Annotated in this window: 15 protein-coding genes; 11 read left to right on the forward strand and 4 right to left on the reverse strand. The window is 66.8% G+C overall.

Annotated elements, in window-relative coordinates; all coding sequences use genetic code 11:
- Positions 1-20 precede the first annotated feature (20 nt).
- Both E4634_RS14125 and E4634_RS21515 read right to left on the reverse strand, forming a co-directional pair.
- Positions 21-2453, reverse strand: a complete 2433-nt coding sequence (locus E4634_RS14125; protein WP_135444977.1) for a serine/threonine-protein kinase — start codon at positions 2451-2453, stop codon at positions 21-23.
- Entirely contained in the window at positions 2450-3310 is an 861-nt protein-coding gene (locus E4634_RS21515; RefSeq protein ID WP_135444979.1) for an ECF-type sigma factor, read from the reverse strand. Before E4634_RS21515 ends, E4634_RS14125 begins: the two co-directional genes overlap by 4 nt.
- On the opposite strand from E4634_RS21515, the gene E4634_RS14135 reads away from it, so the two are divergent.
- From E4634_RS14135 to E4634_RS14145, 3 genes are all read left to right on the forward strand, one after another.
- Positions 3258-3701: an excinuclease ABC subunit A gene (locus tag E4634_RS14135; RefSeq protein ID WP_135444981.1), complete on the forward strand. Its 444-nt coding sequence runs from the start codon at positions 3258-3260 to the stop codon at positions 3699-3701. The two genes, E4634_RS21515 and E4634_RS14135, sit on opposite strands and share 53 nt — an antisense overlap.
- Positions 3702-3856: 155 nt before the next feature.
- Positions 3857-4333 (forward strand): hypothetical protein, encoded by a 477-nt coding sequence (locus E4634_RS14140; protein WP_135444982.1) that lies wholly within the window; start codon positions 3857-3859, stop codon positions 4331-4333.
- Positions 4334-4355: 22 nt separating this feature from the next.
- The gene (locus E4634_RS14145) at positions 4356-4991 is read left to right on the forward strand and encodes a YajG family lipoprotein (protein WP_135444984.1); all 636 of its coding nucleotides are present in this window, start codon (positions 4356-4358) and stop codon (positions 4989-4991) included.
- Between the two features lie 24 nt (positions 4992-5015).
- Here E4634_RS14145 and E4634_RS14150 read toward each other — a convergent pair whose 3' ends face one another.
- The gene (locus E4634_RS14150; RefSeq protein ID WP_135444986.1) at positions 5016-6398 is read right to left on the reverse strand and encodes an AMP-binding protein; all 1383 of its coding nucleotides are present in this window, start codon (positions 6396-6398) and stop codon (positions 5016-5018) included.
- Between the two features lie 13 nt (positions 6399-6411).
- On the reverse strand, positions 6412-6675 hold the full coding sequence (locus tag E4634_RS14155) for a phosphopantetheine-binding protein (RefSeq protein WP_135444988.1): 264 nt from the start codon (positions 6673-6675) through the stop codon (positions 6412-6414).
- Between the two features lie 167 nt (positions 6676-6842).
- On the opposite strand from E4634_RS14155, the gene E4634_RS14160 reads away from it, so the two are divergent.
- Genes E4634_RS14160 through E4634_RS14195 form a run of 8 tightly spaced genes read left to right on the forward strand, consistent with a single transcriptional unit; the run spans position 6843 to position 14347 of the window.
- Positions 6843-7838 carry a chorismate transformation FkbO/Hyg5 family protein gene (locus E4634_RS14160; RefSeq protein WP_135444990.1) on the forward strand — a complete coding sequence of 332 codons (996 nt, stop codon included), beginning with the start codon at positions 6843-6845 and terminating at the stop codon, positions 7836-7838.
- Positions 7829-8629, forward strand: a complete 801-nt coding sequence (locus E4634_RS14165) for a lysophospholipid acyltransferase family protein (protein WP_135444992.1) — start codon at positions 7829-7831, stop codon at positions 8627-8629. Before E4634_RS14160 ends, E4634_RS14165 begins: the two co-directional genes overlap by 10 nt.
- 29 nt (positions 8630-8658) lie before the next feature.
- On the forward strand, positions 8659-8910 hold the full coding sequence (locus tag E4634_RS14170; protein ID WP_135444994.1) for an acyl carrier protein: 252 nt from the start codon (positions 8659-8661) through the stop codon (positions 8908-8910).
- Position 8911: 1 nt separating this feature from the next.
- Complete coding sequence (locus E4634_RS14175) at positions 8912-9334, forward strand: acyl-CoA thioesterase (protein ID WP_135444996.1); 423 nt, start codon at positions 8912-8914, stop codon at positions 9332-9334.
- 4 nt (positions 9335-9338) lie between these two features.
- Positions 9339-10022 (forward strand): hypothetical protein, encoded by a 684-nt coding sequence (locus E4634_RS14180; RefSeq protein ID WP_135444998.1) that lies wholly within the window; start codon positions 9339-9341, stop codon positions 10020-10022.
- Positions 10019-12316, forward strand: a complete 2298-nt coding sequence (locus E4634_RS14185; protein ID WP_135445000.1) for an MMPL family transporter — start codon at positions 10019-10021, stop codon at positions 12314-12316. The genes E4634_RS14180 and E4634_RS14185 overlap by 4 nt, the downstream gene beginning before the upstream one ends.
- A gap of 7 nt (positions 12317-12323) precedes the next feature.
- Entirely contained in the window at positions 12324-13052 is a 729-nt protein-coding gene (fabG, locus tag E4634_RS14190) for a 3-oxoacyl-ACP reductase FabG (RefSeq protein WP_135445002.1), read from the forward strand.
- Positions 13052-14347, forward strand: a complete 1296-nt coding sequence (locus E4634_RS14195; RefSeq protein WP_135445004.1) for an NAD(P)/FAD-dependent oxidoreductase — start codon at positions 13052-13054, stop codon at positions 14345-14347. The genes fabG and E4634_RS14195 overlap by 1 nt, the downstream gene beginning before the upstream one ends.
- Positions 14348-14367 lie beyond the last annotated feature (20 nt).

Genomic DNA, 14367 nt, shown 5'->3' on the forward strand with positions numbered 1-14367 from the left:
CAAGCCCCGGATGTGAGCGCTTACTTTACTTCGAACCCCTGCTGGACAAGCAGGTCGTTGAAGGGCTGGTCAGCCATACCGGATGCCTGGATAGCCGCCACCAGGGGCCGAACCTCCTCGTGGCGGCCCAGTTGCAGCCAGGCCACGGCCAGCGTGTACTGGTAGTATTTGTTGTCCGGCTCCTGCCGCCAGACCGGCTCGATCAGCGCCGCCGCCTCCCGCCACAGGGCCTCGGCCCGCTCGCGCCCGCCCAGCTTCGCGGTCAGGTTGGCGACGCTGACCAGGTCTACGGCGAGGTCGTTGGCGGCGGTGAAACTGCCCGCATCCGCAGCGGCAATCTCCCGGGATATGGCCAGGCCCCTGCGGTAGCGCTGCAGCGCGGTGGCGTCGTCGCCGCGGCGCTCGGCGGTCTCCCCGCCGGTGGTGAAGGAATAGGCCAGCTCGCGCTGGTACTCGCGGTTTTGTGGCGCCATCGCCTGCAGACGCTCGCCGGTTTCGATGGCGGTGACCATCGCGGCGTCGGCGCCAGCGTAGTCACCGAGTTGGGTGAGCATGTACGCCTGCTGGTTGAGCAGGATACGGTGGTTGTCGAGGGTCTCGATGTCATCGCCGGCGCCCCGAGCGCGGCGCGCGATCACCAGGGCCCGCTCCAGCGCGGTCAGGGCGTCGCGCGGCTCGCCGTAGTCGAAGGCGTGCCAGGCCAGGGCCTGCCAGGAGTGCGATTCGTCGAGCAGCCAGCGGGTGCCGCCCTCCACCTCGACCATCTCCCCCGCAATCGCCAGCGCCGCGCGCAGGTGCTCCCCCGCGGCGTCGCCCTGGTCGTATTCCATGTAGTGCCAGCCCAGTTGCAGCTGCGCCTCCCACAGCGGCTCGCGCGAGGCATCCGGGTGGCGCTCCACCAGTTCGCCGGCCAGGCTGGCGGCCTCCAGCAGTACCGCTTCAGTCTGCTCCCGCTGGCCCTCGGAGGCGCGCGTTTCGCTTTCCAGGATGAGCACTCGCGAGCGCTGTTCCAGCAAGGCGCGACGGTGCGCCTCGCGATCCTCCACCTGGGCAAGGATGGCACGGGCCTGCTGGTAGGCATCCAGCGCGGCAGTGGATTCCTCCAGGGCGTCGAACACCCGGCCCGCATTGGTATAAGCCACGGCACTTTGCAACCTGGCCGGGTCGTCCAGGGTACGCGGGTCCTGCCGCGCCAGGTGCTCGATGCTGCGCTCGGCCACCAGCTGCAGCAGGTCGATACGGCCGATCCGGGCCAGGCGGTCGAACAGGTCGCCGAGCATGAAGTTGAACAGGCGGTCGCCGGCGTGCTTCTCCGCCTGGGTGGCCTGTTGCAGGGCACCGACATCGGCGGTGTATTTCCAGGTTGCCCAGGCGGTGCCAGCGAGGGCCAGCGCGGCGATGGATGCCGCCAGGGTATGCCGGCGCAGCGCCTTGGCCGCCACGTGAAAGGGGCGATGGCGGCCCACCGCCAGCGGCAGGTCGTTGAGCCAGGCGTCGAGGTCGGTGCGCAGGGCGGCGGCCGAGGCGTAGCGCGCGGCGGGTTTTTCCCGCGTGCACTTGCCGATGACATCGCGCAGGTCGCGCGGCACCCCGGCCCGGCGCAACCGCGCCATGCGCTCCTCTGGCGGCAACTGCCCGACGTTTTCCACGCTGTCGCCGAGGCAGGCCTGGGCCAGCAACATACCCAGGGAATACAGGTCTGCCCGCGCATCCACGGGTTCGCCGGCGAGTTGCTCCGGCGCTGCGTAGCCGCGGCTGCCGAACACCGCACCGGGGGTATCGTCCGCAGTGCTGGCCGCCTGCAGCGCGATACCGAAATCGATCAGCACCGGGTAGGCGGTGCCGTTTATATCGCGCACCATCACGTTGCCCGGCTTGATGTCCATGTGCACCACCCCGCGCAGGTGGATGAACTGCAGGGCCTCGCACAGATCGCGCACCAGCCGTGCGAGCCCACGCCAGTCGAGCTGCTGCTCGCGGCAGTAGGCGGTGAAGTGCGGGCCGTCGATGTATTCCAGCACCAGCCAGGGGCGCTCCGCCGCGCCCAGGCCACCGTCGAGAATCTGCACAATACCCGGGTGCGGCAGGTCCGCCAGCAATTGCATCTCGCGCAGGAACTGCTCCTGCATCAGGCCGCGGTGGTAGTGGCCGGCGAGCAGCTTGATCACCACCGTGCGGTTGTAGACACCGTCCGCGCGCTCGGCGAGGAACACCTCGCTCTGCCCGCCGCTGTCGATACGCCGCAATACCCGGTAGCGGGAACCGCCGATCTCCGCGGTGACGTTGTCGCCGCCGAAGGCCTGGCCGAGCACTTCGCCGGCGGCGGTATCGAGGGATTCGTCCAGCAGGCGCGCGGTAATGCCCAGCCGTTCCAGGCACTCGTCGGCACCCTGCTCGTCGTCGCTATCCAGAGCGGCGTCGATGCGCCGCCACTTGTCGAGCAGGTCGCTCACCCGCCAAGCGCCGCGGACAGCATTGCCCGCGCTTTCTTCCAGTCGCGCAGCGCAGTGCGCTCGCTGACACCGAGTACTTCGGCAATTTCCGCCATTTCCATCTCGCCAAAGAAGCGGTAGGTGAAGACTTTTTCCAGGCGCGGGGAGTAGGCCTCCAGCGCGACCAGGTGGCGCTCCATGTCCACCAGGAACTCGGATTGCTCGTACACCGGCAGGCGCTGCAACTCCTGGTCCACGTCGACCATAGTCGCCAGCCGGTTGTGCCGGGCCAGGTTGTAGAGGATGTGGCGCATGGCCACCGCACAGTAGGCGAAGAAGTGTTTGCGGTCGTTGAAGTCGCGCGGGCGATCCGAATACTTCAGCCAGGCCTCGTTGGCCAGGGCCGTGGTATTGAGGCCGTGCTTGCTCACCTTCAGCCGCTGGCGGTGGGCGATGTCCTTGAGTTGGGCGTACACCTCGGCCATGCCCTGTTCCTGCGCCGGCGAAAAACTCGCCGAGTGCGTGTTGAGCATTTCGGTTATGCGGCTGTCCAGCCCGTCCAAGTTGTTCCCCCTGCCTCCGGCGCCGTGCGGCGCCATAACCTTAAAAAATAATGCAATCCGGCCATTTTGCAATATGTGGCCAACTGCCCGCTTGAGCCAATCCCGGCCGCGGGTGCCAAGCACCCATCTCGCCGTTACCGACCAAAGCCTGCCGTGATTTGCTCCAGCATTTGTATTAAGGTGCGGGGGCCATGCGCCTTGGCGGGTGGGGAAAAGACGCGCGGCTCCACGGGGGAGGCCGCACCGAGTTGGAGACACACAGATGAAAAAAATCATTGCACTGGCCGCCGCACTCGCACTGGGCGCGGGCGCCATCGGCGCGCAGGCCAAGGACGAACGCAACCACTACTCGATCGCCGACGCGATGAACCTGGCCGACGCCAAGGCCAAGCTCAATCGCGGTTACACCTTCAAGTTCGGCAACCAGCCGCACGCGGCGGTGGTCGAGAAGCACGGCGAGTTCATGTCCAACAAGAAGACCAACGCGGTGAACAAAACCGACGAATACGCCTGCCAGTGGGCTTTCCTGTCGGCCATGCTCAGCTTCCAGGACCGCATCGCCCGCGAGGGCGGCAACGCGGTTATCAATATTCGCAGCTACTACAAGAAGAACACCTTCGTCAGCGACACCGAATTCGAATGCGGTAACGGCAGCATCATGGCCGGCGTGACTTTTCTCGGCGACGTCGTGACGCTCGCGGAATAATCTGCGCGCCCCGGGAAAGGATTTTTCGGGGCGGGGCCAGCGGCCCAGCTCAAAAGCTAGCACCACCTAGCTTTATTGGGTAAAGTCTCTTCTGCGCCGGTCGCCTGCGGTCGTGCGCGGACTGCACCACGATTCACGGAAGAACAGGATTCAATATGCCAGACACCGTTTCGCGAGGCGCCCTGCCCCGCCTCGTTCGACTTCCCGCTCTCGCGCGGACACTCCTCGCTTTCACCGCACTCACCCTCGCCGGCTGCGTCAACACGTCACTGACCTCCGACGTCGACCCCAACGTGGACCTCGACACGCTCAAGCACCTGTACGTCCTCAAGCTGCCCGCCGATGAACGCGGCATCGACGGCCTTATCGCGGACCGCCTCGGCACAATGGGCTACCAGGTCGAACACGGCGACACCGCCCCGGCGCCTGACGCAGTGGACGCCCTGGTCACCTACCAGGACCAGTGGATGTGGGATATCACCATGTACATGCTCACGCTGAGGGTACAGCTGCGCGACCCGGACACCGACTACGTACTCGCGTCCGGCCAGGTACACCGGACCTCGCTCGCCAGGCGCCCCCCGGAGGAAATGGTCGAGGAAGTGCTGAGCGAAATTTTCAAATCCCGATAACAGCAAAAGGCAGGATACCCGCATGATGATGAAACGACTCGCCGTCCTGGCACTTCCCGTACTAATCGCAGGCTGTGCTGTTGGCAACACCTACGACTACGGCGGCGCCGCCGTCGACCTGCCGGTGCAGGGCACAGGCAACGTCGGCCTGGCCGTGGTGGAACAGCGGCCCTATGTGCTCGACGGCGACAAGCAACCGGATTTCGTCGGCCTGCAGCGCGGCGGTTTCGGCAACCCCTTCGACGTGACCACGCAAAGCGGCAAACCGCTGGCGGACGCAATGGCCGACGCGATCACGCGGGAGCTGAAGGAAAACGGCTACGAAGTAGTGGCACTGGAAGTAGGTGACGGCTCCCTCACCGCCGTGACCACGGCGATCCAGGGCGTCACCCTGCCGCGCAGCGTCGTGTTGACGGTGCGCGAGTGGAAGACCGACGCCTACATGAATTTCGGCCTCAGCTACGATCTGGAACTGTCGGTCTACGACGAACAGGCCACGCGACTCGCCAGCACCACGGCGTCCGGCAAGGATGAAGTTCTCGGCGGCGCAGGGATGGAGTCGGGCAACGCGAAAGCCGCGGCGATCGCGTTTTCCACCAAGCTCGGGCGCATGTTCAACGCGCCGGAAATCCGCCAGGCCCTGGCACCGAATCCCTGACCGACGAAGCGCGGCCGCCAGGGGCTAGGAAGCCTGCCGGCCGCGCCCGGCGTACAGCGCCAACACCGCTTCTTTTGGCAGTTTGCCGCTGTCTGCCCGGGGCAGGCCGGGGACATCTACTATCGGCCGCGGGATGAACGCGGGATCGATGCGGCCGCGAAAGTGTGCGAGCAGGGCGGACTTGTCGACGCCGGGCCTGAACACCACCAGCGCCGCCAGCCGCTGCTCCGCGCGCTGCGGCGGCGCGAACACCACGCCATCGACAATTCCGTCGAACTCCAGCAGCACGCGGTTGATCTCCGCCAGGGAGGCGCGCTTGCCGGCGATGTTCAGCAGGTCCTCGGTGCGACCGGCGAGCCGGAAGTGGCTCTCGTCCAGCAGTTCCAGGTGATCCCCCAGGTGCGCAACCTCCTCGATATGCGGCGCCCTGGCCAGTGTTGCACCGCCCTCGTCATGCCACATGCTGAAACCGGGAAACAGCGACCAGACCTCGGTCTCGCTGGTGGCGCGACTGGCCATCGAGCCGAGCTCGCTGCAACCGTAGATCTCCACCAGCCGGGCGCCGGTCCTGGCTTCCACGTCGGCGGCCAATGCCTGCCCCAGCGGGGCTGTCGCGCACAACACACGCTGCAGTTGCGGCAGCGGTGTCTGCGGGTCGTGGGCGAGCAGCGCTCGCAGGTGAATCGGCGAGGAAACCAGCATTCGCGGTGTCGGCAGGCGCTGCAGTTGCGCGACGATATCGGCGGGGTAGAACGGCCGCGTGTCGGTCATGGTGAGCTCGTGATGCAGGGGCAGCATGACGCTGGTCTCCAGCCCCCACATATGCTGCGGCGGCACTGTCGCCAGCTGGAACACGAGCTCGCCGCCGTCCTCCAGCATACGCTGCCCGTTGACGGCGTTGGCCCTGGCCAGCTGGGACCAACGCTTGGGAATCGGCTTGGATTCACCGGTGGAACCGGAGGTGTAGCACTCCGCGGCGATGTGGTCCCCGGGAATGTCCAGCGCCTGCGCCGGCGCCTCGCCATCGGGAAATTCGAACCCGGCCAGGTCCAGGACTGGCAGCTGCGTGTCCACCACTTCGCCGTCGACAAGGTAATAACAGCTGTGCCTGCGTTCCAGCGTGGCCAGGGTCTGTGCCGCACGGTTCGGCGGCAGCAGGTTGGTATGGCCGCGCAACAGTGCGGCGCAGAACGCCACGCAGAACAGGTAGCGGCTGTCGCAGAGGTTGATCGCGAATTCGCCCGCGGGTAGCTGTTCGGCAAGCGCCAACACGTGCCGGCGGAAGCGGGCGGTGGATACCACAGGAGCCTGCCGCGCCAGCGCTGCGGTGGGCGAGAGGAGCACGGCGAAGGGGGTGTCGTCCCGGCGGGACAGCAGCGGCAGTGAGTCGTCAGCGGACTCGGTCATGCGGTGGCGACGGCTATCGCCTGCTGTCGATAAATTCGCACAGTTTCTGCAGGTTGGAGAAAGCCTGTTGGGTGTTCTCTTCTTCGGCTTTCATCTGCACGCCATAGCGCTGGGATATCGCCAGGGCCACCTCCAACGCGTCGATGGAGTCCAGGCCGAGGCCCTCGCCGAACAGGGGCGCGGCCGGGTCGATCTCGTCCGGACGCACGTCCTCGAGATCCAACACTTCGACCAGTAAAGCGGCTATCTCCTGCTCAAAGGATGACTGATTTACCAAGGGTTTTCCTGCGAAAGCATTTTTTTATGGAGGGGCTGTAGTTTAGACTACAAGCCCAATCAAAGTCATCTGCAATCGACTTCACCAGCGCGTATCGGGACGGCTTGCCGAACCCTGAAACACTGGAATAGAACCACCGGGACAGACCCTGATTAGAACGACAGCTCATGCGGCAACCGAACCACACCCTAAGCTCACCCGCGCGCGCACCCAACGCCGGTAAGACCCTCGCCCAGCGCGTCGCGCATCCCGACACGCCGGTGCCGCCGGGGCAGGGCCTGCTGGCGCGGGTCACCTTTGGCGAACCGCCAGCTGATACCGCGCCCTGCGACTTCCCCTGCGCGCTGCTGCCGGTACTCCCCGCGGATGCCTGCGAGGACTGGTTGCTGCCCGCCGCAGACGCCGAAGTCGGCAGCCACGGACCTGTGCGCTGGTCGCGAGTCGGCGGTTTCGTGTTCGCCCAGGTCTCGGCGCCGCTGCCAACGGGCGCCGATGCCAGTGCCGTCACCCGGGACATCTACCTCGAACTGCTGCGCTTCCAGGCCGCAGGGGAGCACCCGCACCTGCTGCGTTTCTGGAATTTTGTTCCGCACATCAACAGCGGCGTCGGCGACGAGGAAACCTACAAGCGCTTTTGCGCCGGGCGCCTGCACGCCTTTCGCGAGATGGCTGTGACCGAGGCGCACTTTCCCGCCGCCTCCGCGGTCGGGCACGCAGGCTCCGAGCTCGTCGTGCAGATGCTGGCGAGCGATATCCCCGGCGAGCACCACGGCAACAACAAACAGGTACACGCCTTCGAGTACCCGCGGCAGTACGGCATCGCGAGCCCCTCCTTCGCCCGCGCCACCAGCGTCGACTGCGGCCGGCGCCGCCTGTTGTTCGTCTCCGGTACCGCCAGCATCGTCGGCCACGCGACCCGTTTCCCGCACCAGTTGCAGGGGCAGCTGGAAGTGACCATCGACAACGTGTCTCACCTGCTCGAGCAGACCGGCACGCGCGCCGACCAGATGGCCTGCATGCGCGTCTACCTGCGCAACCCCGCGGACCGGGCCAGCGTGGCGCAGGCGCTGGACGCGGCGTTTCCCGCCGCACAGAAGAACTACGTACAGGCGGATATCTGTCGCTCGGACCTGCTCTTCGAGGTCGAGTGTTTTTGCCGCTAGCCGCACCGAGGGCGCCGCTGCTGAGCTGGCGGGTACTCGCCGCGGGAATCTGCTACCTGATATTCGCCGTGGCGGCGTCCATCCCCGCCGCGCTCGCCCTGGGCCTGAAAATACTCCCCCTGGACAGCACCCGCCGCCAGCGCATCACCCGCGACAGCATTCGCTACCTGTGCCGCTTCTACATGAACTTCATGCAGTTGGCCGGGCTGCTGCGTTTCACGGTGACGGACAGGAGCACTGCGCCGGTCGCCGGCCACGTGATTGTCGCCAACCACCCCACGCTGATCGATGCGCTGTTCGTCATGGCCTACGTCCCCGACGTGTGCTGCATCGCCAAACCCGGGCTGGCGCGCAACATTTTCACCCGCATGACCCTGGCCCAGGCGGGTTTCCTGGTGGCCGACGCCGATGACCTCATGGAGCAGGCCTGCGCACGACTTCACGCCGGGGAGAACGTGCTGATCTTTCCCGAGGGCACGCGCAACACCTCGGACCTCGAACTGGATTTCCGGCGCGGCGCCGCCAACCTCGCAGTACTGGCCGACAGCCCGGTGCTGCCGGTAGTGATCCACTGCCGGCCGCGCATCCTGCAGCGCGGCGACAAGTGGTACCAGCTGCCCAGTGAAAGGCCGGAGCTGGATATCGTCATCGAGCCGGAACTGGTGCGCGGCGACTGCATCGATACCAGCGCCCCGCGCACCCGCCAGTACCGTACCCTGACCCGCTACCTGCGCGAATACTTCCACACCCGCCTCGCCGCAGCGCCGGGCGCGCAGGACAAAATGGTATGATGGGACGTTTGCCTTCGAGGATGCCCGACATGCCCAGCGCCCCGACTCGCGAAGAGTTGCACGCCGAACTGGCCGCCGCCCTGCAGGAACTGTTCGAGACAGAGCCCGCGGCGGTGGTCGAGACCGCCCGCCTCTACGAGGACCTCGACATCGACAGCATCGATACCATGGACCTGCTGCTGCGCCTGCGCCAGTCGCGGGGCCGGCATATCGAGCCGGAACTGTTCCGCGACACGCGCACAGTCGGCGGCGTGCTCGACGTGCTGCAGGCCCTGGACTGACATGCCGGACCTGTCGGTTGCCGAAGTGGAACTGGAGATCCCCTTTCACGACGTGGACAGCTACCGCGTGGTATGGCACGGCAACTACCCGAAGTACTTCGAGATCGCCCGCTGCCGACTGCTCGACCAGCTGCACATCAACTATGCCGACATGGAGGCGATGGGCTACTTCTTCCCGGTCATCGAAATGGACCTCAAATACCTGCGCCCGATCGTGTTCGGACAGCGCGTGAAGGTATCCGCGAAACTCGAGGAATGGCGCAACAAGCTGGTCATCACCTACCGCATTCGCGACATCGACTCGGGGGAGACACTCACCAAGGGCAGCACCAGCCAGGTAGCGGTATCGCCGCAGGGCGTGATCCAGTACGACGCCCCGGACGCCCTGGTCGCCAGCGTGGAGCGCGTCCTCGGCGCCCGCTGATCGCATGACCCCCTCACCGCCGCACGCCCTGCTGACTGCATTGCTCTGCCTGCTGCCCTGGTGCGGCGCCGCGGGCCGCGAACTCGCCGTGCTCGACAACCCCGACTGCCGATTTGGCGGCGCTTTCGAGCAGGAGAAATCCATTCCCGGCCTGGACCAGGCGCTGGTCTCCAGCGGCTACTACCTGTTCGACTGCGATGCGGGCATCGTCTGGGCGACCCGCGACCCGCTGCCGGAAACGCTGGTGATGACCCTGGATGGCCGCCAGTACGCAGTCGCGCCGGACGGCGCGGCGACGCAACGCCCCGGCAAACTGCAATCCGCCATCGGCGACCTGATGCTGGCCATGATCAGCGGCGACGAGGAACGGCTGCGCGAGGACTTCGAGCTCAGCGCCAACGATGACGAATCGCTGCACATGGCACCGCGCTCACGGCGGCTGCGCCGGGCGCTGGATCACGTGCTGCTGCGCCGGCTGGCGACAGACGACGGCATGGATGAGACTCCCGGTGTCACGGTGGAAATCGTCACCCGCGACCAGCAGGTCATCCTGGTGCGGGCACAGCAGGAAGAAGTATTCGCCACGAGCGAACTGCTCGGCCAGCGCTGCGCCGAACTGCTGGATGCCGGTACGCAGGCCTGCCGCCTGCTCGCGGGTGACGCGGAGCAGCCCGCAGCCACCCCATGACAGCCAGCGCGCCCCCCGACAGTCTGTCCCGCTGGGCGCGCTGGCTGCTCGCGGCGAGCCTGGCGGCGATACTCGCCGGGCTCGCACTCAACTACGACCGGCTGCATATCGAAACGGATATCGCCGGGCTCGCCCCGGAGGTCGACCTCTCGCCCCTCGCCCGACAGGCCGTCGATGGCGTCGCGCAGGATGTGCAGCGGCGGGTCGTATTCCTGCTGTCCGCTGCGGACGCCGATACCGCGCAGGACGCGGCCGACTTCCTGCAGGCACAGCTGGAGACCATGGACGCAGTGCAACTGGCCGGCGGCGAACAGGTACTGGCGCAGGCACAGCAGTTCTTCGACCAGTATCGCCTCGGCCTGCTCACCGCCGACCAGCGCCGGCAGTTGGGCGAGTTGGACGCGGCGGCCATCGCCGACGAGGCGTTGCGCGCCCGCTACGGCCTCGCCGCGGCGCCCCAGCTGCTGCCCTTCGCCAGCGATCCGCTGGGCTGGCATTCGGCGACGCTGCTCGAGATGTTCGCCGCAGTGACAGCGGCCGACAGCGAATTGCCGGACAACATGGCCTACCTCAGCGTCACCCTCGACAACCCGCTGGACATGGCCGGCCAGGCCGCGCTGGCCGGCGCCTTCGCGGACCTCGAGCGGGCACTGGCCGAGCAATTCCCCGAGGTAGAAGTGCTGCACAGCGGCGTGTTCTTCTTCGCGGTGAACGCGGCGCGCGATTCGCGCCAGGACATCTCGCGCATCAGCAGTATCTCGTCGCTCGCCGTGGTGCTGTTGCTGCTGCTGATCTTCCGCTCGCCCTGGGCCCTGCTGGTGCCGGTGCTGTCCGTGGCGGTGGGTGTGGCGGGCGCGTTCGCGGCGACGCAGCTGGTGTTTTCGGGTGTTCACATCATCACCATCGTGTTCGGCGCCAGCCTGATCGGCGTGGTCATCGACTACTCGCTGCACTATTTTTTCCACGCCGACCGCGCCGGCACAGGCGGCCGCCGCCACCTCTACCGCGCCCTGTTGCTGAGCCTGGCGACCTCGCTGGTCGGCTACTCGGCACTGGCCCTGTCGCACCTGCACGTACTCGCCCAGGTCGCATTGTTTTCCTGCGTGGGCCTGGCTCTGGCGATGCTCGTGGTCATCGCCCTGTGCCCGCTGGTGGCGCAGCGCCTGCGTGTACAACAGGCGGCGGTGGCTGCCGTGGTGAACGCGCTGGCGACGCCCTGGCGGTATCTCTCGCGCACTGCCACGGCGGTGCTGGCCGGCGCCGTGTTGTTCGCCGGCGGCGCCTCCGCACTGTGGCTGCTGGACGCGCAAGACAACCCCGCACTGTTCCTGAACGCGGACCGGGAGCTGGTGGCGATGGACACGGCAATCGCCGAGGCCACCGCGCAGTACGAGCCCGCCAGCTTCGTGCTGGTTGAAGGCGATACCCCCGGGGCAGTCTACGCGCGCAGCGAGGCCTTCGACGCCGCTGTCAACGCCAGCCCCGCGCTGGACAGTGCGCAGTTCCTCGATCTTTCCTCCCTGCTGCCGTCGCCGCAGGAGCAACGGCAAAACTACCGGCTGCAGGAAAAACTCTACGGGCCGCAGGGCGCGCTGGAGATCGTCGCGCAGCAACTGCGCCTGCCCGCCGCACTGGTCAGCGAACTGCGCACGGCCTACCACCACTACGCGGATCACGCGGCGGCGTCGCCGGCTGACCTGGTCGCCGCGGGTGTGGCGCCGCCGCTTTGGTACGAGCAGAACAACGGCGTCGTGAACATCGTCCTGCTGCGCAAGGGCGTCGACGCGAAGGCGCTGGCGACAGTGGCGGACAGCCTGCCCGGCGTGCAGTACTACCGCGCCATCGAGGCGACGTCCGCGGCTTTGCGCCAGCAAAAGCACAGCGCGCTGATGTTGCTGGCCGGCGCCTACGGCCTGGTCGCCCTGTTCCTGCTGTGGTTCTACCGCAGCCCGCACGCGCTGCTGGTGATACTCATCCCCCTGTGCGCCACAGCGGCCGTGCTGCTGGTGTTCGGCGTGCTCGGCGTGCCGTTCAACCTGTTCCACGTCATGGCGCTGTTCCTGGCCCTGGGCCTGGGCCTGGACTACGGCATCTTCGTCTACGAGATGCGCGACTGGTCGGCCCAGGCCAACAGCGCCGTGGCAGTCTCCGCGGCCACCAGCATCCTGTCCTTTGGGTTGCTGGCGGCGAGCAATATCCCGGTGGTGCAGAGCTTCGGTTTTTCCCTGCTGGTGGCAAATTGCGTAAACTTCCTGGGCGCCAGCGCACTGGCGCACCAACTGAATCGACAGTAGCGACACTATGGAAAAACGACAGGTTCTGGTGACTGGCGCGAGCCGCGGCATCGGCCGGGCGACGGCCCTGCGACTGGCCGGCGACGGTTTTCACGTCAGCGTGCATTATCGCGGCAGCGAAGACGCCGCGGCGGCAGTCGTTGCGGAAATCGAGGCGGCCGGGGGCAGCGCCGACCTGCTGCAGTTCGACCTTGCCGAGCGCGAGCAGGTGCGCGAGTGCCTGGAGGCGCGCATCGCGGAACAGGGCGCCTACTACGGCGTGGTCTGCAACGCGGGCCTGCACAGCGACAATGCGTTTCCAGCCATGACAGATGAACAGTGGGACGGCGTGGTGCGCACCAATCTCGACGGTTTCTACAACCTGCTGCACCCGCTGGTCATGCCCATGATCCGCCGCCGCGGCGGCGGCCGCATCGTCACCCTGGCCTCGGTGTCCGGGATCATCGGCAACCGCGGGCAGACCAACTACAGTGCCGCCAAGGCCGGCGTCATCGGCGCCACCAAGGCACTGGCGGTAGAGCTGGCCAAGCGCAAGATCACCGTGAACTGCGTGGCGCCCGGGCTGGTGGAAACCGACATGACCGACGCGCTGCCCAGCGAGGAGATCCTCAAGGCCGTGCCCCTGCGCCGCTTCGCCCAGCCGCAGGAAGTGGCCGGGCTGATCGGCTACCTGATGTCCGACGAGGCGGGCTATATCACCCGCCAGGTCATCAGCATCAACGGCGGCCTGTGCTGATGCGCGATACCGTCGCGATTATCGGCGCCGGCCCGGCGGGTTCGGCGCTCGCCTGCTTCCTGCAGGAGCGCGGCTACCGCTGTATTGTCTACAGCAACCTGAAAACCATCGACCTGATGGTCGGCGAATCGCTGATTTCCGCGGTCATCCCACACCTGCAACGGCTGGGTATCGAGGACGAGGTCGCGCAGATTTCCGAGCTGAAACTGGGCGCCGGCTTCCGCCACGGCGACGGTACGCGGGTGGATTTCCGTTTCCCGGACTTCGGCGCGCGGCGCCCGGGGCGCGCGTATAACATCCCCCGCCCGGCCTTCGACAACCTGCTGCGCGACCACGCCCGCGCCCGCGGCATCACCTTCGTCGATGAGCAGGCAAAACTCGAACCCGGTACCGACGGCGAGCGCGAAGTGCAGCTCAGCGATGCCTCCCTGGCACAGGCCGGCCTCACCCGCGCCACCCAGCCCGCGTGGATCGTCGATGCCAGCGGCCGCGCGCGCAGCGTGAGCCGGTTGCTGGACATTCCAGCGCGCCGCGGCGGGCGCAACGACGCCGCCTACTTCGCGCATTTCTCCGGCTTCGAGGCACCCACCGCCTTCCAGGGCCAGGTGCTGCTCACCGCCCTCGACCAGGGCTGGTCCTGGCAGATTCCGCTGCGCGATTGCCTCTCGGTGGGCGTGGTGGTCGACGCCGGCATCGCCCGGCAACTGGGCAGTTCACCGCGCGAGCGGCTGGAGGCAGCGATCGAGTCCAGCCCGCTATTGCGTGTGGAAGGCGCCAGGCGCCAGTACCTTACGGACGTCGCGACCTACGCCAACTACCAGCTGATTTCCGAGCGCGGCTTCGGCCCGGGCTGGGTGGCGGTGGGCGATGCCCTGGGTTTTGTCGACCCGATGCTGAGCCCAGGCGTGTTCATGGCGCTGGAGGCGGCTGCCACCCTGGACCACATGGTGTTCCGCCGTTCGCGCATCGAGACCGCGCAGCTGCAGGCCTACTACGACACCATGCAGGACTGGCACCGCGCCTGGACCACGCTGATCAACTACTTCTACAACGGCCAGCTGCTGGGCATGGCGGAACAGCGAAACAACATGATGCGCGAGGGCTCGGCAAACCTATTCGGCAAGCTGGCGGAGAAAATGGTCAGCGGCGCGCTGGCGGGCATGACCACCGGCTACAAGACGCGCTCGGCATTGAGCCAGGGCATCCTGCGCCACAGCTGTGATCACATGCTCAAGGACCAGGAAGTGATCGACGCACGGCGCATCCGGCCAGGCGTGTTTGTCGGACAAAACTGAAGCCGCGCGGCCCCGGGGCA

This window comes from Mangrovimicrobium sediminis (assembly GCF_004745945.1).
Taxonomy (GTDB): Bacteria; Pseudomonadota; Gammaproteobacteria; order Pseudomonadales; family Halieaceae; genus Mangrovimicrobium; species Mangrovimicrobium sediminis.

Coding starts and splice junctions, on each gene's coding strand:
- E4634_RS14135 (WP_135444981.1), top strand. CDS start 3,258: ATGAAAAAAATCATTGCACTGGCCGCCGCACTCGCACTGGGCGCGGGC.
- E4634_RS21515 (WP_135444979.1), bottom strand. CDS start 3,310: ATGGCGCCCGCGCCCAGTGCGAGTGCGGCGGCCAGTGCAATGATTTTT.
- E4634_RS14140 (WP_135444982.1), top strand. CDS start 3,857: ATGCCAGACACCGTTTCGCGAGGCGCCCTGCCCCGCCTCGTTCGACTT.
- E4634_RS14145 (WP_135444984.1), top strand. CDS start 4,356: ATGATGATGAAACGACTCGCCGTCCTGGCACTTCCCGTACTAATCGCA.
- E4634_RS14150 (WP_135444986.1), bottom strand. CDS start 6,398: ATGACCGAGTCCGCTGACGACTCACTGCCGCTGCTGTCCCGCCGGGAC.
- E4634_RS14160 (WP_135444990.1), top strand. CDS start 6,843: ATGCGGCAACCGAACCACACCCTAAGCTCACCCGCGCGCGCACCCAAC.
- E4634_RS14170 (WP_135444994.1), top strand. CDS start 8,659: ATGCCCAGCGCCCCGACTCGCGAAGAGTTGCACGCCGAACTGGCCGCC.
- E4634_RS14175 (WP_135444996.1), top strand. CDS start 8,912: ATGCCGGACCTGTCGGTTGCCGAAGTGGAACTGGAGATCCCCTTTCAC.
- E4634_RS14180 (WP_135444998.1), top strand. CDS start 9,339: ATGACCCCCTCACCGCCGCACGCCCTGCTGACTGCATTGCTCTGCCTG.
- E4634_RS14185 (WP_135445000.1), top strand. CDS start 10,019: ATGACAGCCAGCGCGCCCCCCGACAGTCTGTCCCGCTGGGCGCGCTGG.
- fabG (WP_135445002.1), top strand. CDS start 12,324: ATGGAAAAACGACAGGTTCTGGTGACTGGCGCGAGCCGCGGCATCGGC.
- E4634_RS14195 (WP_135445004.1), top strand. CDS start 13,052: ATGCGCGATACCGTCGCGATTATCGGCGCCGGCCCGGCGGGTTCGGCG.